The 19783-nt window shown below is 60.4% G+C and carries 26 protein-coding genes; 6 read left to right on the top strand and 20 right to left on the bottom strand.

Features of this window, described 5'->3' with window-relative positions; translation table 11 throughout:
• Window positions 1-48: 48 nt before the first annotated feature.
• From G0Q00_RS09935 to G0Q00_RS09900, 8 genes are all read right to left on the bottom strand, one after another.
• Window positions 49-789 (bottom strand): SDR family oxidoreductase, encoded by a 741-nt coding sequence (locus G0Q00_RS09935; RefSeq protein ID WP_163038886.1) that lies wholly within the window; start codon window positions 787-789, stop codon window positions 49-51.
• 53 nt (window positions 790-842) lie between these two features.
• The gene (locus G0Q00_RS09930; protein ID WP_163038885.1) at window positions 843-2000 is read right to left on the bottom strand and encodes a winged helix-turn-helix domain-containing protein; all 1158 of its coding nucleotides are present in this window, start codon (window positions 1998-2000) and stop codon (window positions 843-845) included.
• The gene (locus tag G0Q00_RS09925; protein ID WP_163038883.1) at window positions 2001-2423 is read right to left on the bottom strand and encodes a thioesterase family protein; all 423 of its coding nucleotides are present in this window, start codon (window positions 2421-2423) and stop codon (window positions 2001-2003) included. It abuts the gene before it with no gap.
• A gap of 11 nt (window positions 2424-2434) precedes the next feature.
• Entirely contained in the window at window positions 2435-3874 is a 1440-nt protein-coding gene (locus G0Q00_RS09920; RefSeq protein ID WP_163038881.1) for an aldehyde dehydrogenase family protein, read from the bottom strand.
• Complete coding sequence (locus tag G0Q00_RS09915) at window positions 3874-5451, bottom strand: ABC transporter ATP-binding protein (protein ID WP_163038879.1); 1578 nt, start codon at window positions 5449-5451, stop codon at window positions 3874-3876. Before G0Q00_RS09915 ends, G0Q00_RS09920 begins: the two co-directional genes overlap by 1 nt.
• Window positions 5448-6272 carry an ABC transporter permease gene (locus tag G0Q00_RS09910; protein ID WP_163038877.1) on the bottom strand — a complete coding sequence of 275 codons (825 nt, stop codon included), beginning with the start codon at window positions 6270-6272 and terminating at the stop codon, window positions 5448-5450. Before G0Q00_RS09910 ends, G0Q00_RS09915 begins: the two co-directional genes overlap by 4 nt.
• Window positions 6269-7216 (bottom strand): ABC transporter permease, encoded by a 948-nt coding sequence (locus tag G0Q00_RS09905; RefSeq protein ID WP_163038874.1) that lies wholly within the window; start codon window positions 7214-7216, stop codon window positions 6269-6271. The genes G0Q00_RS09910 and G0Q00_RS09905 overlap by 4 nt, the downstream gene beginning before the upstream one ends.
• Before the next feature lie 62 nt (window positions 7217-7278).
• Window positions 7279-8091, bottom strand: a complete 813-nt coding sequence (locus G0Q00_RS09900; protein ID WP_163038872.1) for a division plane positioning ATPase MipZ — start codon at window positions 8089-8091, stop codon at window positions 7279-7281.
• Window positions 8092-8256: 165 nt separating this feature from the next.
• Here G0Q00_RS09900 and G0Q00_RS09895 point away from each other — a divergent pair, with 165 nt between their 5' ends.
• Both G0Q00_RS09895 and G0Q00_RS09890 read left to right on the top strand, forming a co-directional pair.
• Window positions 8257-8601 (top strand): Lin0512 family protein, encoded by a 345-nt coding sequence (locus tag G0Q00_RS09895; RefSeq protein WP_163038870.1) that lies wholly within the window; start codon window positions 8257-8259, stop codon window positions 8599-8601.
• On the top strand, window positions 8601-8960 hold the full coding sequence (locus G0Q00_RS09890; RefSeq protein ID WP_163038868.1) for a Lin0512 family protein: 360 nt from the start codon (window positions 8601-8603) through the stop codon (window positions 8958-8960). The genes G0Q00_RS09895 and G0Q00_RS09890 overlap by 1 nt, the downstream gene beginning before the upstream one ends.
• 65 nt (window positions 8961-9025) lie before the next feature.
• Here G0Q00_RS09890 and rpmE read toward each other — a convergent pair whose 3' ends face one another.
• The 3 genes from rpmE to G0Q00_RS09875 form a co-directional block, all read right to left on the bottom strand.
• The gene (gene rpmE / locus G0Q00_RS09885; protein ID WP_163038866.1) at window positions 9026-9247 is read right to left on the bottom strand and encodes a 50S ribosomal protein L31; all 222 of its coding nucleotides are present in this window, start codon (window positions 9245-9247) and stop codon (window positions 9026-9028) included.
• Window positions 9248-9258: 11 nt separating this feature from the next.
• Window positions 9259-9633, bottom strand: coding sequence for a 50S ribosomal protein L19 (gene rplS / locus G0Q00_RS09880; protein ID WP_163038864.1), 375 nt, complete (start codon window positions 9631-9633; stop codon window positions 9259-9261).
• A 219-nt stretch (window positions 9634-9852) separates the two neighbouring features.
• Window positions 9853-10449, bottom strand: a complete 597-nt coding sequence (locus G0Q00_RS09875; protein ID WP_163038862.1) for a TetR/AcrR family transcriptional regulator — start codon at window positions 10447-10449, stop codon at window positions 9853-9855.
• 101 nt (window positions 10450-10550) lie between these two features.
• Here G0Q00_RS09875 and G0Q00_RS09870 point away from each other — a divergent pair, with 101 nt between their 5' ends.
• Window positions 10551-11135, top strand: coding sequence for an NAD(P)H-dependent oxidoreductase (locus G0Q00_RS09870; protein ID WP_163038860.1), 585 nt, complete (start codon window positions 10551-10553; stop codon window positions 11133-11135).
• Window positions 11136-11224: 89 nt separating this feature from the next.
• On the opposite strand, the gene G0Q00_RS09865 is transcribed toward G0Q00_RS09870, so the two are convergent.
• Both G0Q00_RS09865 and trmD read right to left on the bottom strand, forming a co-directional pair.
• Window positions 11225-12031 (bottom strand): mechanosensitive ion channel family protein, encoded by an 807-nt coding sequence (locus tag G0Q00_RS09865; RefSeq protein ID WP_163038858.1) that lies wholly within the window; start codon window positions 12029-12031, stop codon window positions 11225-11227.
• A 35-nt stretch (window positions 12032-12066) separates the two neighbouring features.
• Complete coding sequence (gene trmD, locus G0Q00_RS09860) at window positions 12067-12915, bottom strand: tRNA (guanosine(37)-N1)-methyltransferase TrmD (RefSeq protein WP_163038856.1); 849 nt, start codon at window positions 12913-12915, stop codon at window positions 12067-12069.
• 51 nt (window positions 12916-12966) lie between these two features.
• Between trmD and G0Q00_RS09855 the strand changes: the two genes are divergently transcribed.
• The gene (locus tag G0Q00_RS09855) at window positions 12967-13953 is read left to right on the top strand and encodes an aminoglycoside phosphotransferase family protein (protein ID WP_163038854.1); all 987 of its coding nucleotides are present in this window, start codon (window positions 12967-12969) and stop codon (window positions 13951-13953) included.
• Here the strand turns inward: G0Q00_RS09855 and rimM are convergent.
• The 7 genes from rimM to G0Q00_RS09820 form a co-directional block, all read right to left on the bottom strand.
• On the bottom strand, window positions 13950-14474 hold the full coding sequence (rimM, locus tag G0Q00_RS09850) for a ribosome maturation factor RimM (RefSeq protein WP_163038852.1): 525 nt from the start codon (window positions 14472-14474) through the stop codon (window positions 13950-13952). The genes G0Q00_RS09855 and rimM overlap by 4 nt on opposite strands.
• A gap of 152 nt (window positions 14475-14626) precedes the next feature.
• Window positions 14627-15256, bottom strand: a complete 630-nt coding sequence (gene bluB / locus G0Q00_RS09845) for a 5,6-dimethylbenzimidazole synthase (RefSeq protein ID WP_163038850.1) — start codon at window positions 15254-15256, stop codon at window positions 14627-14629.
• Between the two features lie 21 nt (window positions 15257-15277).
• On the bottom strand, window positions 15278-15667 hold the full coding sequence (rpsP, locus tag G0Q00_RS09840; RefSeq protein ID WP_133487564.1) for a 30S ribosomal protein S16: 390 nt from the start codon (window positions 15665-15667) through the stop codon (window positions 15278-15280).
• A gap of 44 nt (window positions 15668-15711) precedes the next feature.
• Entirely contained in the window at window positions 15712-16008 is a 297-nt protein-coding gene (locus tag G0Q00_RS09835; protein ID WP_163038848.1) for a chorismate mutase, read from the bottom strand.
• Complete coding sequence (locus tag G0Q00_RS09830) at window positions 16005-16568, bottom strand: GNAT family N-acetyltransferase (RefSeq protein ID WP_163038846.1); 564 nt, start codon at window positions 16566-16568, stop codon at window positions 16005-16007. Before G0Q00_RS09830 ends, G0Q00_RS09835 begins: the two co-directional genes overlap by 4 nt.
• A 7-nt stretch (window positions 16569-16575) precedes the next feature.
• Window positions 16576-18090, bottom strand: a complete 1515-nt coding sequence (ffh, locus tag G0Q00_RS09825) for a signal recognition particle protein (protein WP_163038844.1) — start codon at window positions 18088-18090, stop codon at window positions 16576-16578.
• A gap of 167 nt (window positions 18091-18257) precedes the next feature.
• The gene (locus tag G0Q00_RS09820; protein ID WP_163038842.1) at window positions 18258-18761 is read right to left on the bottom strand and encodes a hypothetical protein; all 504 of its coding nucleotides are present in this window, start codon (window positions 18759-18761) and stop codon (window positions 18258-18260) included.
• 125 nt (window positions 18762-18886) lie between these two features.
• Here G0Q00_RS09820 and G0Q00_RS09815 point away from each other — a divergent pair, with 125 nt between their 5' ends.
• Both G0Q00_RS09815 and G0Q00_RS09810 read left to right on the top strand, forming a co-directional pair.
• Entirely contained in the window at window positions 18887-19294 is a 408-nt protein-coding gene (locus tag G0Q00_RS09815) for a universal stress protein (RefSeq protein WP_163038840.1), read from the top strand.
• Between the two features lie 89 nt (window positions 19295-19383).
• A complete protein-coding gene (locus G0Q00_RS09810) occupies window positions 19384-19773 on the top strand; it encodes a zf-TFIIB domain-containing protein (RefSeq protein ID WP_163038838.1) in 390 nt (129 codons plus the stop codon).
• Window positions 19774-19783: the final 10 nt, after the last annotated feature.

Below are 19783 nucleotides of genomic sequence, written 5' to 3'. Positions count from 1 at the left end.
CAAATATCCCACGGGGGTCTGGGGGTGTGAAACCCCCAGCTGCCAAGTTCAGATACAGCGCCCGCCATCCACTTCCATCGCGACGCCGGTCACCATGCTGGCCTCGTCCGAGCACAGGAAACAGGCTGCGTTGCCCATATCCTCGGGCGTCGAGAACCGGCCTATGGGAATGGTCGAAATAAACTTCTCGCGCATTTCAGGTGTGTCTTCCCCCATGAAGCTGGACAGAAGCGGCGTCTCCCCTGCGACCGGGCAGATCGCGTTCACGCGGACCCCATGCGGGGCCAGCTCGACCGCCATCGCCTTGGTCGCGGTGATCATCCAGCCTTTCGAGGCATTGTACCAGTTCAGGTTCGGGCGCGGGCTGAGCCCCGCGGTCGAGGCGACGTTCAACACCGCCCCGGTGCCCGCGGCCTTCATCCCCGGCACGAAATAACGGGCGGTCAGATAGACGGATTTGGCATTCACTGCGAGCACGCGGTCAAATTCGCCCTCATCGACCTCTTCCATCGGTTTAGGCAGATGGGTGATGCCCGCGTTGTTCACCACGATGTCCACATGGCCCCACAGCTCGTGCGCAGCGCGCGCCATCTGGGCCACGCTGTCGCCCGAGGACACATCCACATGATGCGCCACCCCGTCGACCTCACCCGCGACCTCGCGGGCCAGTTCGTCATTTAGATCGGCCACCATAACCCGCGCACCCTCGGCCGCGAATTTCCGTACGATCCCAGCGCCAAAGCCCGATGCGCCCCCGGTTACGATGGCTGTTTTATTGTGAAGCCGCATATTCATCTCCTGATTGCAGGATCAGCTTGCGCCCAATTCGACCCGCGCGCAAGTCAGGCGCGCATGACCTGCCACTTGGTCGCAGACAGCCCCGCGAAGCGGGCGAAACGTGCGAGTTCCGCATTCAGTTTCGCGTGACGCGCAGTGCCCCAGCGTGTTCCGGGTTCCGGCCAGAAGCCGATGACGGACAGTTCGCCGGTCTTGCGGTCGGCCTTCAGCTCGATCCGGCCAACAAAGCGGTCACCTTCCAGAAGCGGATAGACATAATATCCCCACCGGCGTTTGGCTTTCGGAACAAACATCTCGTTGCGGTAATCAAAGCCGAAGAGCTTTTCCAGTCGTGCGCGGTCGCGGATCGCGGGATCGAACGGGTTGAGAATGCGCAGCCGCGATGAAGGGGGTGAAATAGTGTCTAATCGCGCCTCGATGTCGGAAGGCGCAAGGGCGGCGTAGCTGCCACCATCTGCGGTTTCGACCGCGACCGGAACCAGCGCGGCCGCTTCGCACCACGCCTTTGCCTCGCGTGCGGACATGGTGTCCCAGAAGCGTCCGATCTCGCCCGTCGTGCCGAAGGACAGGCGGTCCAAGGCACCGCGACACAGCCAGTCCACGGCCTCGTGATCCGGGGCGGGATCATGGGTCGGAAAGACCCGTTCGCCCAGATCGTAGAATTTGACGAAGTTCTTGCGGTGGCAGGTGGCAAGCTCGCCCGCATACCACATCTGATCCAGTGCCTTTTTGTGCGGAGGCCGCGCCCACATCTCGCGCTTTTCGACCTTGGTGTCGAAGGCATGGGTGGACAGCGCACCCTCGCGCGCGATGCGCTCGCGGATCTCGGCGATTTGCGCTTTTCCAAGCCCCGATTGGTACCATTCCGACCGACCCATATATTCGCCCAGCCGATTGAACTGACGCCGCCAATAGGGCAGCACGCGCATGTCGATCAGGCTAGCGTCATGGGTGAAATGCTCGAACAGTGCGCGGCCTGAGAGCTGCTTCCAGATCGCGCCTTCACGGATGTTCTGATTGCGGCTCCATAGTATATGATTATGCGCGCGGGTGACGTTGCGGATCGTGTCGATCTGCACAAAACCCAGCCGCCAGATCATGTCCTGCAGGTCAAACGCGCCGGTTGGAGTGGCCGACAGAAGATTTGTGTGCAGCCAAAGATGCCGCGCCTGCCGATTGGAAATCTTCAGCGCGGCCCCCATTTAGCTCTCGACCAGAAAGGCTTGCATCTGGGTTTTCAACTCGTCATCGATCACCTTGGCCTTGCGGGCCTCTAGATCCATCAAGACGCATTTCGCGGTCACGTCGAACAGCAGCTCGTCATCGGTGCCGCGATACATCCAGTGCTGGAAGGTCGCCGAACGGCGGCCAACTGCAGCAATGCCCGAGCGCATATAGATCCACTCTCCTGCCAGAACCTCGCGGTGATAGGTGGCGTCGGAATGCACCATGGCAAAGGCCTGACGGCGTCCGCCGGTCAATTGATCGTGACCCAGTCCGAAGGCGGTCATCAGTCCTAGACCCGCATCCGAGACGCAGCCGAAATAGCGGCTGATGTTCATATGCCCCAGCATGTCGCAGTCGGTTGGGTCGATCACCCGGCGGAAGGTTTCGATGATGGCCATGGGGCCTCCTGTCAGTCGTGTTTTGCGGCGACGGTTTTCAATTGTGAAAACCCATAGAGCGCTTCGAAGCCTTTTTCGCGCCCGTGGCCCGATTTGCCAACCCCGCCGAAGGGCAACTCGACGCCGCCCCCAGCGCCGTAATTGTTGATAAAGACCTGACCTGCGCGTAGGCGCTTGGCCAGCCGCATTTGGCGTGCGCCATTGGCGGTCCAGATGCTGGCGACCAGACCATAGTCGGTGGAATTTGCGATCTGGGCGGCTTCGTCTTCGGTGTCGAAGGGGATGATGACCTGCACCGGGCCGAAGACTTCGTCGCGGGCCAGTGGGTGGTTGGGCGGAACGTCGGCAAAGATGGTGGGGGCCACATAGTGCCCGCCCTTGGGAGTGTCGGTGATCTGGCCGCGCCCAGCGACTTTTAAATCAGAGCCTTGAGCTAGAAAACCGCTCACAATCTCTTTCTGCCGGGCCGAAATCAGTGGGCCAACATTCAGGTCTGCCTCAGCCGGCCCCACGCGCAGGGCGTCATAGGCCGCGCCCATGCGGGCCACGACCTGATCATAGACCCCGCGTTGCACCAGTATTCGGGAGCTGGCCGAACAGGTCTGGCCCGCGTTCTGAATACACGCGCCAACAAGGAAGGGCAGGGCGGTGTCCAGATCGGCGTCGTCAAAGACCAGTTGAGGCGACTTGCCGCCAAGCTCCAGCGTCACAGGTACCACATTCTGCGCCGCTGCGGCCTGCACCAACCCACCCACCGGGACCGAGCCTGTAAAGCTGATGTGGTCCACGTCGGGATGCGCGGAAAGGGCCGCACCCGCTTCCTCGCCCAGACCGGTCACCACGTTCAACGCGCCTTTGGGCAGGCCCGCCTCCTCGGCCAGTCGCGCGAAGGCAAGGGCGGTCAGGCAGGCCTCTTCAGCCGGTTTCAAGACGCAGGCATTGCCCATCGCCAGCGCCGCACCGACCGAGCGTCCGATGATCTGCATGGGATAGTTCCACGGCACGATGTGGCCTGTGACGCCATGCGGTTCGCGCAGGGTGTAGACGGTGTAGCCGTCCAGATAGGGAATGGTCTCGCCCATCACCTTATCTGCCGCGCCACCGTAGAACTCCATGTAACGTGCCAAAGCGACGGCGTCGTTGCGGGCTTGGGTCAGGGGTTTGCCGACATCGCGAGCTTCCAGAGCGGTCAGATCGTCAATGCGGGTCTGCACCAATTGCCCGATCCGGGTCAGGATGCGCCCGCGTTCCACTGCGGTCATGCGACCCCAGTCGCCATCCAGCGCGTCGCGGGCGGCAGCGACCGCAGCGTCCACATCTTGCGCGCTGCCGCGCCCGATGCGGGTGAACTCCAATCCTGTCGAGGGGTCTTCGACGGGCAACGTATCTGCCGGCTTCTGCCAATCTCCGCCGATCAGGAGTTCCGTGGGATCAAACCAAAGCGCGTCCATTAAGCCGTCCTCCACGCGGGCGGAATGCTCGGCGCCGCGTTTATCAGATTTCGTGTGTAGTTATGTTGCGGGTGGGCGAACACGGTGTCTGTGTCGCCCTCTTCAACGATTTGTCCTGCGCGCATGACCATCACACGGTCGGTGACATTGCGCACGACGCCAAGGTCGTGGCTGATGAACAGATAGGCCAGCCCGTGCTTGGCCTGAAGGTCCGCGAGCAGATCCAGAATATCCGCGCGGATCGAGACATCCAACGCCGACACGGCCTCGTCCAGCAGGATCAGTTCGGGGCGCAGGATCAAGGCGCGGGCAATGGCGATGCGTTGACGCTGACCGCCCGAGAACTCGTGCGGATAGCGGCTCATGGCCTCACCCGGCAAGCCGACCTCGGCCAGCGCGTGCCGCACCCGTTCGCGCCAATCTTCGGGCCGTTTGCCCAGCAGATGGAAGGGTTCGGCGACCAGTTTTTCAACCGTCCAGCGTGGGTTGAAGCTGCCATAGGGGTCTTGGAAGACGACCTGAAGCCCGGCGCGGCGGGTTTGGTCCATGTCGGGCGTGATAGGGGAACCGTTCAACAGGATTTCCCCGCCCTGCAGCGGTTCCAGTCCCAGAATGGCGCGGCTAAGAGTGGATTTCCCGCAGCCGCTTTCGCCCACCAGCCCAAGGCTTTCACCCTTGTTCAGTGTGAAGCTGACACCATCCACCGCACGAAATTGCGGGGCGGGACCGAAAAGTCGTGTACGGGGAAGGGGATAGTCGCGCACGGCGGCGCGGACTTGTAAAAGTGGGGCGGCGCTGGGCTGCGCGGAGCCGTCGGGCGCGTGGCTGGAGGCTTCCAGCAGCTGCCGCGTATAGGGATGCGACATGGTGCGGAAGAGTGTCTCGGTCGCGCCCTGCTCGACGATCTCGCCCTTGCGCATGACCGCGACGTGATCGGCCATCCCTGCGACCACGGCCAGATCGTGGGTGATCAGAAGCAGACCCATGCCTTCCTCGGCGACGAGTTCCTTCAACAGATCAAGGATCTGCGCCTGCGTGGTCACATCCAGGGCGGTCGTGGGTTCGTCCGCGATCAGAAGATCAGGGTGGAGCGCGATGGCCATGGCGATGCAGACGCGCTGACGTTGGCCGCCGGACAGTTCGTGCGGATAGCGATCCAGTGGGAAACGGTCCTGCGGCAGGCCCACGCGGGCCAGCTTTTCAGCGGCGATGCGCAGAGCGTCATCGCGGGGCGTGCTGGTGTGGATCAACAGCGTCTCTGCCACCTGATCGCCGATGGTTTGCACCGGGTTCAGGGCGGTCATCGGCTCCTGAAAGATCATCGAAATCCGCCGACCGCGAATGTCGCAAAGCGCGGGTTCATCCAGAGTCGCAAGGTCCGTTTCGTCCAGCATCACCTGCCCCGAGACCTCGGCCCCGCGTGGCAGCAGACCCATCAGGGCCAGCGCCGTCATCGACTTGCCCGACCCGCTTTCCCCCACCAGCCCGACCACCTGACCGGGCGCGATGGACAGGTCCACGTCCCGCAGGATCGGCGTGTCGTGGATCGACAATGAAAGGTTCTGGATCTCGATCATTCGCGCGCCCTTCTGATCCGTGGGTCCAGAAGATCACGCAGCCCGTCGCCCATCAGGTTCAACCCCAGCACCATGATGACAATCGCCAGCCCGGGCGCGATGGCAAGGCGCGGGGTGGAATAGATCATAGTCTGTGCGTCGGCGAGCATGCGGCCCCAGCTAGGCGTGGGCGGCTGCGCGCCAAGGCCCACGTAGGATAGGCCCGCTTCGGCCAGAATGCCCAGCGAGAACTGGATGGTGCCCTGCACAATCAACAGGTTGGCGATGTTGGGCAGGATGTGCTCGACACTGATCCGGGCTTTGCCCTTCCCGGCCACACGGGCAGCCATGATGAACTCGCGCGTCCATATGGTCAGCGCGCCACCACGGGCGACGCGGGCGAAAACCGGGATGTTGAAAATGCCGATGGCGATGATGGCGTTGGTGGCCGAGGGGCCAAAGGTCGCGGTGATCAGAATTGCGATGACCAGCGAGGGGAAGGCAAAGATCAGGTCATTGCCGCGCATGATGACCTCGTCCAGCCAGCCACCCCGGTTGGCCGCGGCCATCAGGCCCAGGGGCACGCCCAGCCCCATGCCAATCCCAACGGCCAGAACGGCGACAGCGATGGAAATCCGCCCGCCTTCCATCAGCATGGACAGGAGGTCTCGGCCAAAGTGATCGGTGCCAAGCAGGTAGTCGGCGGACGGGGCTTTCAGCTTGTCCGCAATGTTCAGCGCGGTGACATCATAGGGAGTCCACAGGAACGAAATCAGCGCGGCGGCGAGCAGCACGACGCTAAGCACGGCGCCGATCCAAAGCTGGGCGGGCAGGCGGGTCATGCGCGCCTCCGCAGTCTTGGATCCACGACCGCATAGGCGACGTCGACAAGGAAGGTCACAAGGATGACGGCGAAGACCAACAGCATCACGACGCTTTCAACCACCACCAGATCGCGCTGGGTGATTGCTTGGAAGATCAGCCTCCCAAGGCCCGGCAGGAAAAAGACGTTTTCAATGATGATCGCACCCGCCAGAAGGAAGCTAAACTGTAGCCCGATGATGGTCAGCACCGGAATCATGGCGTTTCGCAGGGCATGGCGGCGGGTTGCTTGCGCGACCGATAGCCCCTTGGCGCGGGCGGTGCGCATATAGTCCTGATGCAGCACGTCCAGCAGGGACGAGCGCATGACGCGGGCAAGAATTGATGCCTGTGGCAGAGCGAGCGCAATGGCTGGCAGGGTGAGGGCCTTCAGCGCCGGGCCAATGCCCGCGTCCCAACCCGGAAAGCCGCCCGCCGAAAACCAGCGCAACTGTACCGCGAAGACCAGTACCAGCAACATGGCGAACCAGAAATTCGGGACCGCGATGCCCATCTGGGTCGCGCCCATGATGGTGTAATCCGTCATTTGCCCGCGACGCGCGGCGGCAATTAGCCCGACAGGGAGGGCGATCAGTGTGGACAGGATCAGGGCGAACAGGGCCAGTGGTAAGGACACGTGCAGTCGTTCCAGAACCAGTTCCGACACCGGCACGCGATAAGTGTAGGAGGTGCCGAAATCTCCGACTAGAAGTCCGCCAATCCAGTTGACATAGCGCGTGGAGACCGACCCATTTAGGCCCAGATCATCGCGCAACGCAGCCACGGTATCAGGTGACGCATTCAGTCCCAACATGAACGAGGCCGGGTCGCCGGGGATGACCTCGATCATCGCGAAGATCACCAGCGAGGCCACGATTAGGCTGGCCCCAAGCGACAGGGCGCGGGTGATCAGATAACGTAACATGAGGCGAGCCTAGCCCCTGAAAATGCCTGCGAAAAGAGAATTCGGCCTGCGGGTGCGCTGCGTCAGATTTTGACCTCGACACCCGGCAGGTTCAGGGCCTTCATCAACTCGCGCAGTTCCTGACGGGCCGCCACGTTCGAGATGTTCATCTGCCCCATGACGCCGATGTCACGCAGGTCCAGCAGGGTTAGGCCGCGGGTGAAGAGTTCGCGGAAGATGACGCGCTCGTTAAAGCCGGGGGCCACGCGGAAGCCGATGCGGCGCGACAGCTCTTCAATCGCATCGCCCATTTTCTTCTTGTTGTGCATCATCTGGGCGCCCAGACGGTTGCGCACGACAATCCAGTCGACCGGCTTCAGCCCAGCCTTCGCGCGCAGTTGGCGGGCGTTCCAGACCATTTCCGAATACACCGATGGGCCGGTCACCTTGCCCGAGGTCGGGTCGATATGCGCCAGTAGGTCAAAATCCACGAAGCTGTCATTCAGGGGCGTGATCAGCGTGTCGGCCAGCGAATGCGCCACTTGGCTCAGGCGGGTATGCGAGCCGGGGCAGTCGATCAGGATGAAATCCTGACTGTGCTCAAGCGACGCGATGGCCATCGCCAAGCGGCGGTCATAGGGGTTCTCGCCGTCCTTCAGCTCGGACGGATCAATGTCGGGCAGATCGTGATATTCGGGTGTTGGCAGATCAGTGCCCTCACGTTCCATCGTGATTTTGCGGTTTTCGATGAACCGGCCGAAGGTTTGCTGACGCAAGTCCAGATCCAGCACGCCCACGCGATGCCCCAAGCGTGACAGCGACGTTGCCACATGCATCGACACGGTCGACTTGCCCGCACCGCCCTTTTCGTTCCCGACAACAATAATATGTGCCACGCCACTATCCCCGGTATCTTGAGTGTTTTTTTGTTGCAGCCACTATATGTCGCATATTTCGCAGGGGGAAGAGGTGCAAATCCAATTTGTACAACTCTTTCGCGAAGCTGGCCCTATGATCACAGCGCGGCTGCGGTAAGCATGGTCAAAAGCGAAGGGGATCCGATGGAAAAGAAACGCGTACTTGTTGAATTTGGCATGGGCACGTCGCTGCGCCGCGAAGACTATACCGAGGCCGCCGCCCGCGCGATCCGGGACGCGCTGTGGCACAATTCGGTCAACATGGCCGAGCTGTTCGGATTCGAGAAAACCGCCATGATTGTGGATGTGGAAATTGCCGTGCAACAACCTGATCAGGTCGACACCAGCCAGCTGGCCAAGGACTTTCCCTATGGCAACATCTCGTTTGCTGTAAAGCACGGCGGGCTGGATATTGAAAAGCCGCATGGCGGGAAAACATTGATCGCCAATGTGGCGATTGCCGTGTCGTTCATGATGGAGGCCGCGTGATGGGCGAGAAACGTATGATCCTTGAGATGGGGATGGGCAATGACCTTTATGGTCAGGATTACACCAAAGCGGCGTGTCGCGCCGTGCAGGACGCGCTGCATCATTCGTCGATCACCCTGTTTTCAACGCTGGGATTGGATCACCAAGACATGCGCGTGTCGGTCACCATCGGCGTGGCAGAGCCCGAGAAGCTGGACTTGGAAACCATCCGCGCCGAACTGCCCCGAGGCCGGGCTGAGGTGCGTGCGGTGAAGGGTGGCATGAACGCCGAAAGCGCTGGTCAAGTGCATGTGGTGGCCACCGCCGCGATTGAGGCATGGTTGCCGGATCAGGCGGGGAAGTGGCGGCTAGGATCATAGTTCAACCCCAACAAAAAAACGCCGCTTCGTTTGAAGCGGCGTTTTCCATTCGAAAGAGGCGTGGTTTAGAAACCAAAGCCTTCGTATTTCGATTTGAACTTCGACACGCGGCCGCCGGTGTCCAGAAGACGGGTGCTGCCGCCGTTCCATGCCGGGTGCGCCGAAGGGTCGATGTCCAGCGCCAGAGTGTCGCCTTCTTTGCCCCAGGTCGATTTCATCTGAACGATGGTGCCGTCGGTCATTTTGACGTCGATCAGGTGGTATTCGGGATGCAGATCTTTTTTCATATCGGCGCTCCTTAAGCTTTTTTGGCTTTGTATGTGGTGTCTTCAGCGATACGTGCCGACTTACCACGACGCGAACGCAGGTAGTACAGTTTGGCGCGACGGACGCGGCCACGACGAACTACGGTGATCTCTGCGATGTTGGTCGAGTGCAGCGGGAATACACGCTCCACGCCTTCACCGAAGGAAATCTTGCGAACGGTGAACGAACCAGCAATGCCAGCGCCGTTTTTACGGCTGATGCAAACGCCTTCGTAGTTCTGCACACGGGTGCGCGAACCCTCGGTCACCTTGAAGCCTACGCGAATGGTATCGCCGGCTTTGAAATCGGGGATGTCTTTCCCCAGGGCGGCAACTTGTTCCGCCTCGAGCTGTGCGATCAGGTCCATCTGATCATCTCCTATCTGCTTGCGGTTGGTCCGCAAAGTTGGTGCCGTCCAAGAGCTCCGCGTCTTCACCGGGTCCGTTTTTCACGCCCGCGGGAGGGTAGTCCGTCGTTTCTTTGTCTATTTCCCTCGTGCTGTATGGTTGCCGAAGAAAGGCAACAGCCCAAAGGAAAACGGTCCGTGCGACTCGGAAGAGTGCCGGACGGGCGGTGTATAGGGGCTTTAGCCCTGTGGATCAAGCGTTTTGGCGGGGTGGAGCCACAGTTCAAGATACGGGTGCAGCCGGTCACGGATGGGGCGGTGACTGTTCAGGGCGCAGAAGTTCAAAGCGAGCGCCTGAAACACGAAGGCCTGGACGCCTTCGGCCAGCGTGGCGGGGTCGGCATCCTGTCGGAAAGGCCCGTCGACGAACCAGTCCGCCAGCACGTGAACGAACCGCTCGAACGTTGCTGCGATCGGCCCGATCTCCTCCACAGAAGCGGCGCCAGAATAGCGCAGGATGACGTCGAATACCGCACGTTCGCTGCCCATGAATGTCATCAAGGGGGTCAGGATGTCCAAAATCTCGTCGATCGTTTTGGGCGTGTCCTGCGCGCTAATCTGATCGAGGTGCTGGTCGATGATCTCTCCGATCATCCGGTCCAGCAGCGCGTCCTTGTCCTTGAAATGGGCAAAGAAGGTGCCCTTGGCGACTCCGGCGCGGCGCACGACCTCTTCCACGCGCAATTCGGTGAAGCTGCTTTCAGCAACAATGGCCGTTGCGGCCTCGATCAGGCGGGCGCGGGTTTTCAATGTGCGGGGTTGGATCGTCGTCGTCATAGCGCTTTATCCCACACTTTTTGACCGTGGTCAAAATTCATTATTGACCGCGGTCAATTTTATGTGCAAAGAAAATGACCGTGGTCAATTTGGAGAGTCACATGACACAGAAACGGATATTGGTGTTGAACGGCCATCCGGCCGAGACATCGTTAAACAAGCGTTTGGCAACGCAATATGCCGAGGCGGCAACAGCAGCAGGGCACGACGTACGGGTGCTGCATATTCACGACATGGCGTTCGACGCGGATTATGGGTTTGGCGGATACAAGCATCACAAACCGCTCGAACCTGCGCTGGAGCAATTTCTGGACGATCTGAATTGGTCCAGTCATGTCGTGATCGTTAGTCCGATGTGGTGGGGAGGGTTGCCAGCCAAGCTGAAGGGGCTGATTGACCGGGCGTTTTTGCCGGGTGTTGCGTTTGATCCGCGTGGTGCTGGCCTGCCCAAACCTCTTTTGAACGGCCGCTCCGCCCGCGTCATCCTGACCTCGGACAGCCCGTGGTGGTACTTCCGCTTCTTCCTGCATCGCCCGCTGTTTTGGCAGCTCAAGAAGCAGATCCTCGAGTTTGTCGGTCTGCGGCCCGCCCGTGTGACCCATTTCGCGCAAGCAAGCCATCCAAGTGAAAAGCAGATTAATCGCTGGGCGCAGACGGTCGCCGCATTGGGGCAGCGTGGGGTTTGACCGCTCGCGAAGTAGATAAAAAAGAGGCCGCCCTTGAGTAGGGCGGCCCCTTCCATTTCAGCGCCGGGCGGCTTGGCCCGACGGCAGGCTTACGCCTCTTTCTTGATTTCCACCGAATGCGGATAGGGGATCGAAATTCCCTTGGCGTCGAAGGTTTCTTTCACTGCTTTGGTCAGCTCGAACTTCACGTTCCAGTATTCTGCGTTGTCACACCAGACGCGGGTCGTCAGATCGACACTGCTGTCGCCAAGGTTGGTCACACGGACCCATGGAGCGGGGTCGGCATGGACACGGGGGTCGGCCTCGGCCAGATCGGTGATGATCTGCATCGCCTTGTCGATGTCATCGGCATAATCGATGCCGAAAACCATATCGACGCGCCGGGTATCGTGATGCGAGAAGTTGCGGATGATCGAGCCCCAGGCCTGCCCGTTGGGCACAATCACCTGCACATTGTCGGGGGTCACCAGCTCGGTCACAAAAAGGTTCAGGTCTTTCACCGTGCCTGCTGTGCCGCCGATATCGACAAATTGCCCAAGTTTATAAGGGCGAAACAGGGTTAGCATGAAGCCTGCGGCAATGTCGCTGAGTGTACCTTGAAGCGCCAGACCAATGGCCAATGTGGCCGCGCTGAGCATTGCGACGAGGCTGGTCGCCTGAATGCCAAAGATGCTGAGCACGGCGGCCAGAACCATCAGCAAGATCACCCATTTCACCATCGAGGCAATGAAATTGCCAAGGGTCGGGTCGATATGCGGGGTAGTGTTTACCTTGCGGCGTGCCAGCGATCCGGCAGCGCCCGCAACGATCCAGCCAATAACCAGCGTCGCAAATGCTTTGGCAACGTTCAGCACCAACGGTCCATAGCTTTGGACCTGTTCAAGAAGGGTTTCCATTGTGGTGTAACCTTTAGAAATTCAGAGGGGTGAGTTCAGGTGTCGTCCTGATCTCGGGTCAACGCATCCCACAGGTCGGGCCGGCGTTCACGGGTAATTTTCTCGCTCATTTCCCTCCGCCATTCGGCGACCTTGCCGTGATGGCCTGAGGTCAGAACCTCGGGTATCGTACGGCCACGCCATTCGGCGGGGCGGGTGTATTGGGGGTGCTCAAGCATTCCGGCGGAAAAGCTCTCTTCCTCGGTCGAGGCTTCGTTGCCCAACACGCCGGGCAGCAGACGAACGGTGGCGTCCAGCATGGCCTGCGCAGCGATCTCGCCGCCGGTTAGGACGAAATCGCCAAGGCTGACCTCTTCGATGTTGTATTCTTCCAGCACGCGTTCATCGACGCCCTCGAAGCGGCCACACAGGATGGTCATACCGGCACAGTCGGCAAAGCGGCGCGCGGTGGCCTGATCCATCGGCTTGCCGCGCGGGGACATGTAGACAATGGGCCATTTTGCGCGATCCTTTGGTACGCCGCGCTGCGCCATGTCGATGGCACGACCCAGAATGTCAGCACGCAGCACCATCCCCGCGCCACCACCGGCAGGCGTGTCATCCACGTTGCGATGCTTGCCTTCACCAAAGACGCGTAGGTCGATGGATTCTAAGGCCCAGCCGCCGTCTTTCAGGGCTTTGCCGGTCAGGCTTTCGCCCAGCACACCGGGAAAGGCGCCCGGAAACAGTGTGATCACCTTGGCGGTCCACGTGCCCGCAATGCGCGGCGTGTCTGTCATCAACTCGCGCGGTTTCAAGCTGGCAGAAATCGCCAGACGGCCATGAGACCGGCCTTTGGTTTTCGGGGGCGTAGACGACGCGCTATTTTCATTGACCTTAGACATAGCGGCTGTCTACGACAGTCAGAGTGAAATGCAAACCGCCGAGGTGCTCTTTTGAGCGAGCGTGAAGATCGTCAGGCCACCGAGCACCGCGCGTTAGAGATCGCAGCACAGCATGCGTGGTTGCGCCCGCACCTGTCCAGCTTGATGCCGGTGGTGCTGGCCGATCGGTCCTCGGACAAGGGACGGCGTTTCGTTGTGCGCCTGACCAATCGCGGGTGGGTGAAGGATGCGGACGCCATTGATGTGGTGCTGAAGGCGTTTGCCGCTGGGGACGCGCTGGAAGAGTTCGAGCACCACCTTGGCGGACATCAGAACGCCCTTGAACATCTGGGTCCGGACGCAGTGCCCGAGATCCTGTCCGTCCATCCCGAAACGCGCAGTCTGATCATGCGCCATATCGGTGTCAGAACGGCTCAGGACATGTTGGGGCTGGCCGAGCTGGGATTGGCCAAATCTGACGAGATTCTGGAAGCCTGCGGGCGGTGGATCGGCCGTTTTCACCGGTCAACGATGCAAGATCCTCGTCCAATCGATCCAAAGTTCATGCTGCGCTGGGCCGCGACCATGCAGGCCGGTGTTGAGGATCGCAGTCACGATGTCCCCCGCCGCGACCTCTTTTTGGCCTATGTCGACCAGATCCCCGCACTGGCCGAGACCGTCACCGGGCAGTCCACACCCATCGCCGTGGCGCACGGTGACATGCATCTCCGCAACCTGCTGATCACGGAAAACGGTGCCGTCGGGCTGGATTTCGAGGGTGTCCGCACCGTGACCCCCGCGCATGATCTGGCGAAGTTTCTGGTGCGCTATCACGGCGGGTTTGACCCTGATCCGAACACGCCTGTGCTGAAGGCATTCTGGCGCGGGTATGGGGCGGATCTGCATGCGCAGTCGCAACCTGCGCTTAGCTATATCCTGCCCATTCGCGTGCTGGGGGATTGGCGTGACATTCCGAAACGGCGTGCGGATCGCCGGCCCGGTCAGCAGCAACGCTTTCAGAACCTTTTGAAATACGCCGAAAAGCTTTTTGCGCGTTAAGCGTCTTTGCCGTCCGGAAAGACGCCCTCGGGCGGGTCGGCGATGATCCGGCCTGACGTTAGATCCACGGTCGGCACCGCGTCCAGCGTGAAGGGCAAAAGCGCGGTGGCCGAGCTTCCGGGCAGCCTGATTTCAAGCACATCCGACGCGCCGTGATTGTGCACGGCATGGACTTTGCCCAGCTCTTGCCCGCCCGTGTCCAGCACTGTCAGACCAACCAAATCGGTGTGATAATATTCGTCATCCGGCAAAGTGGGCAGGGCGTCACGGCTGACATAAAGCTTCACGCCTTTCAGCGCGTCGGCTTCTTCCTTGGTGGCGACGCTGTCGATCCGCACCGAGAAGCCGTTCTTGATCGGCCGCAGCAGGGTCAGCGAAAAGACGTGCTTACCGTCTTCCGACGCCAGCGGGCCGTAATCCGCAATTGCAGTGGGCTCAGCACAGAAGCTTTTGATGCGCACATCGCCCTGAACGCCATACGCGCCGCCAATGCTTCCTACACAAATCCGGTCGTCACTCATTTTGCACCTATGCAGACAGCTTGTTCCATTTTGCCCCCGCGGGCCTCGCATTTGTCGCCCAAGACGCCGCGTTCGTAAACCACGCCGGCGGTGAATCCTGCGCTGATAAGTATGATCAGCTTCACTGGATGAAAAAGCAAACCCATTTGGCGTTACCTTACCTCGACGGGAAGCGAGCCGCGGCGGCTTTCCCATCCTGCTTTTTCCAGTTCAGGGCTGTCGGCGGTGTCCTCGGGCCAACCAAGGCAGAAATAGCCGACGAGGCTCCAGCTTTCGGGCACGTCCAGATCTCGGCACAGTTGCTCGGGGTCAACGATCGACACCCAGCCCAGACCAAGCCCGCGCGAGCGCACGGCGAGCCAGAACAGCATGATGGCGGACACGACCGAATAGCGGCGCATTTCCGGCATGGTTTTCGCGCCAAGACCAGCACCCTTTTCGGTCGCTTCGTCGCAGAAAATCGCCAGCTGAACGGGGGCTTTCTCCATGCCTGACAGTTTCAGGCCAGAGTATAGCTGCGCCTTGTCGCCGGAATATCCAGACAACGCCTCGGCATTGGCAGCTTTGAAATTCTCAAGCGCGGCGGCGCGGGCGCGGTCGCTTTCGACACGCACCACCCGCCACGGTTCGGACAGCCCCACCGAGGGGGCCATCAAAAACGCGTCGAGGCACTGCGTCAGCAATGCCTCGTCCACAGGATCCGTGCGGAAGCGGCGCACGTCGCGCCGCCAACGCATCAGATCTTCTAGATCCGACTGAAACTCGTCTGAAAAGGCGTGCATGTCAGATCCGTTCCGAAGGATTTATTCCTCGGCAGCAGCTTCTTCAGCCGGAGCAGCGGCAGCTTCAGCAGCGGCAGCAGCTTTTTCGGCTTTCTCTTCTGCGCGGTCCTTGGCTTTCTGGCCCGGCTCACCTTTTTTCAGGTTTGCACGCTCTTTCTTCTCCAGAACGCCAGCGGCTTCCAGGAAGCGCGATACGCGGTCCGACGGCTGAGCGCCTTGGTCCAGCCAGTACTGAACGCGTTCCATGTCCAGCTTTACGCGCTCTTCCGAATCTTTCGGCAGCAGCGGGTTGTAGGTGCCCAGCTTCTCGATGAAGCGGCCATCGCGCGGCATGCGGCTGTCAGCAGCTACAACGCGGTAGAAGGGACGTTTTTTCGAGCCACCACGGGCAAGACGAATTTTCATAGCCATGAGAGTTTTCCTTTTTACTAGCTATTTGAGGGGCTTTGGCCCCGTCATTCCTGATGTTGTTTGTGATGCCTGATGACCTCATCGATGATGAAGTTCAGGAATTTCTTGGCGAATTCCGGATCCAGATTGGCGCGGGTGGCCAGATCTTCCAGACGTTCGATCTGGCGGGCCTCCCGGTTCGGATCGGACGGCGGCAGGTCATGTTCAGCCTTAAGCTTGCCCACGGCTTGCGTGTGCTTGAAGCGCTCGCCCAACGTATAGACAAGGATTGCGTCCAGTCGGTCGATCGACTCGCGGTGTTCTTTCAGAAGATCCGCAGCGCGGGTGGATGCGTCGGTCATGCGTAAGCCTCCGGGTTGCCGTCTGTGTCGGGCGCAGGGTGACGCCAAACGTCATAGCTGTCGTCTTCGTCTGCAAAGCGCGGGGCGTCCGCGTCGATCGCGCAGCCCAGCCGTTTGGCTAAGGCGGCCGAGGGGGCGTTGTCGTGATCCACGTAGCTGACGAAGCTGTCGATGTTGGTGTTTGTATAGGCCCAGTCGATGGCGGCCACGGCGGCCTCGTGGGCGTAGCCTTTGCCTTCGTGCTTGTCGGACCAGATCGACCATGCGATTTCCGGTTCCGGCCAGCCTTCGGGATTCCAAGGCCCGATCCAGCCGATGGGTTGGCCGTCTGCTTTGTCGGTGGCGATGAACGGGCCGTAGTCTTTCAGAACCCAATGACCCACGGCGTGGCCAAAGGCGCGCCAAGCAAGGCGGCGGTTGGTGTCGCTCTTCGGTCCACCGCCCACAAATTGCGCGCGTGGATTGTCCACGAGGAAATCGCGGAACGCATCCCAATCGCCAGCTTCTGGCGGGCGCAGCACAAGGCGCGGGGTGGTGATATGATCGAAAGGCAGTTTCACGGGACGCTTACTTTTTCTTCCCGAAGCCGGACAGGCCGGGGGGCAGGCCACCGCCGCCCAAACCGGGCAGGCCACCGGGCAGCTTGCCGCCCATGGCTTTCGCGGCTTGTTCCAGCGCTTTGGGGTCCATCTGCGACGGATCCATACCGGCCATATCAGGCATGCCGCCGCCTTTGCCGAACATGCCGCCCATGGCCTGTTTCAGCATCTTGCCTTTGCCCATCTTGCCCATCTTCTTCATCATGTCGCCCATCTGGCGCTGCATCTTCAGAAGCTTGTTTAGGTCGGACACTTCCATGCCCGCACCGGCAGCGATGCGTTTCTTGCGGCTGGCTTGCAGGATCTGAGGGTTCGCACGCTCGCGTTTGGTCATCGACTGGATCAGCGCGATCTGCTGCTTCAGTACTTTGTCGTCCATACCGGCGTCTTCGGCCTGTTTGGCCATTTTCTTCATGCCCGGCATCATCCCCATGATGCCCTGCATGCCGCCCATCTTGATCATCTGCTCCAGCTGCATCTTCAGGTCGTTCATGTTGAACTGACCCTTCTGGAAGCGCTTCATCATGCGCTCGGCTTGCTGGGCCTCGATGGTCTCTTGGGCTTTCTCGACCAGAGCAACGATGTCGCCCATGCCAAGGATGCGGCCTGCGATCCGGTCGGGCTCGAAAGTTTCCAGCGCGTCCATCTTTTCGCCCAGGCCGACGAACTTGATCGGCTTGCCGGTAACGGCGCGCATCGACAGCGCTGCGCCACCGCGTCCGTCACCATCCATACGGGTCAGAACCACGCCCGAGATGCCGACCTTGTCGTCAAATTCTTGCGCGACCTCGACGGCGACCTGACCAGTCAGGCCGTCAACGACCAGCAGGGTCTCGCGTGGGTTGACCACGGCCGAGACTTCCTCGACCTCGCCCATCAGGACTTCGTCGATGTGCAAACGGCCAGCGGTATCGAGCATATAGACGTCATAGCCGCCCATCGTCGCCTGCTGCTTGGCACGCTTGGCGATGTCGACGGGTTTCTGGCCGGGAACGATCGGCAGGGTGTCCACACCGATCTGGGTGCCCAGAACGGCCAGCTGATCCATCGCGGCGGGGCGGTAGATGTCGAGCGAGGCCATCAGAACCCGCTTGCCCTCTTTTTCCGTCAGGCGTTTGGCCAGCTTCGCGGTGGTCGTGGTTTTACCGCCACCTTGCAGACCGACCATCAGGATCGGGGCAGGGGGGCTGTCGACCTTCAGCGCGCCGGGCTCGCCTTCGCCGGTCAGAACGTCAACCAGCGCGTCATGCACGATCTTGACGACCTGCTGGCCGGGGGTCACGGATTTCGTAACGGATTGACCGGTGGCCTGTTCCTGTACCTTTTTCACAAAGTCGCGGGCGACGGGCAGCGAGACGTCAGCCTCGAGCAGTGCCACGCGGACTTCGCGCAGGGCGGTTTTTACATCATCTTCGGACAGCGCACCCTGCTTCGTCAGACGGTCAAAGACACCAGACAGGCGATCTGACAGGCTCTCAAACATATCTCGGCTCCTTTGCCGTTTCGTTTCCCCCAAGATAGGGGCGGGGTTGCGCTTTTCCAAACGCCCAAACCACGATGGCCCCTGTGGGCGTAACACGCTGACAGGGGGCGATCCCGGCATTGGGCCATGGGACCGGAAGTTTCGCACTTCCGAGATTTGGAGTGGAGTTACGGGGTTCGTGGTTCAGAGTCAAGCTGCATTGGGCTTTGTCGCGCTTCCAGCCACATGTTTACCGCCTCGGTCGTGCGTCGGGGGGCGGACCCGTTGGTGTAATAAGACACCACTGGTAGGTTCGGCTGCCCGGTCATCACCAGAACCGGGCGATACATGCTGGATCCGTCGCGGCGCGTTTCCTCAAGCTCGGCCCCGCACAGTGCCTCCAGCGGATAGACATCCTGTGCGTATCCAAAGAACGACCGTTTGCGTTTCACGATCTGTCCAGCGTGCGCATCGAAGATCAGTTGGACCCGGTTGGCGAAGGCCAGAAAGCAGCCACCCCATGCAAGCGTGCCAATGGCTGAAAACATGAGGCCGAACAAAACTTCCCCCTGCAGCAGGGCCGTTGTGCCAACCCCCAGAAAGATCAGAAGCCCCGAAAGCATGCTCAGCGACAAGAGCCACGGTTTGTGGTCCAGAACCAAAAGATCAGGCGTGTTGGTCAGTGGTTTCATGGGGGCAGGGTAGAAAGGAAAGCCCGACAAGAAAAGAGGGGTATTTGACCTGTGTCATGTTCAGCAGATCGTTCGCGCGTTACGCATTAGTCAAGACGAATTGAAGCCCATGAAGGAGCTGACCCATGTATAAAAACATTCTGGTGCCGATCGCGCTTGATCACGACCGCAACACAACCGAAGCGCTTGAGATCGCCAATGCCATTTCCGAAGAGGGCGCAAAAGTCACCGCCCTTCACGTGATGGAGGAAGTGCCTGCCTATGTCGCCCAGTACCTGCCGGAAGGGCAGCTGGAAGACAATGTGAACGAGCTGGAACGCCGTTTGCAGGACGAGCTTAAGGATACGCCAAACGTGGCAATCGCGGTGATTTCTGGCCATGCAGGCCATGCCATCGTGGACTATGCCAAGGACAACAACGTGGACTGCATCGTTGTAGCCTCCCACCGTCCGGGCCTGACTGACTTCTTCCTGGGATCGACAGCCGCGCGTGTTGTACGCCATGCGCCCTGTGCGGTTCACGTGTCGCGCTGACCTTCCTCCCTTCTTGCGTGACTGACTGGCGGGCCCCTTGTGGCCCGCTTTTTCATGCCTACATGATTCACAGAACAGGAGGATCCATAATGAAATGTCCGGTAGACGGAACCGAGCTTTTGATGACCGAGCGCCAAGGGGTCGAGATCGACTATTGCCCCAAATGCCGTGGTGTCTGGCTGGATCGGGGCGAACTGGACAAGATCATCGAAAAGGCGACCCCCGCGGTCGAATTGGACGACCCGGATCCCTATGTCGCATCGCTTACTCCCCAGCCCGAGCCGGTCTATCGCGACGAACCCGTCCGCATGCGTTCGCGCGAAGAGATGGAGCGCGGTGCTGGCTTGAAGCCCGGTGGCTCGTACAAGCGGAAGTATGGCGATCGCTATGACGATGACGACGAGTATCGGCGCGCCAAACGCTATAAGAAAAAGCGCAAGAAATCGGTCCTATCCGAGCTTTTTGACATCTTTGACTAATACTGTGGCA

Origin of the sequence: Aliiroseovarius sp. PrR006 (assembly GCF_010500215.1) — a bacterium.
GTDB lineage: Bacteria > Pseudomonadota > Alphaproteobacteria > Rhodobacterales > Rhodobacteraceae > Aliiroseovarius.
Note: the sequence above shows the minus strand (reverse complement) of the source record. Positions and strands in the feature narration are given on the sequence as shown.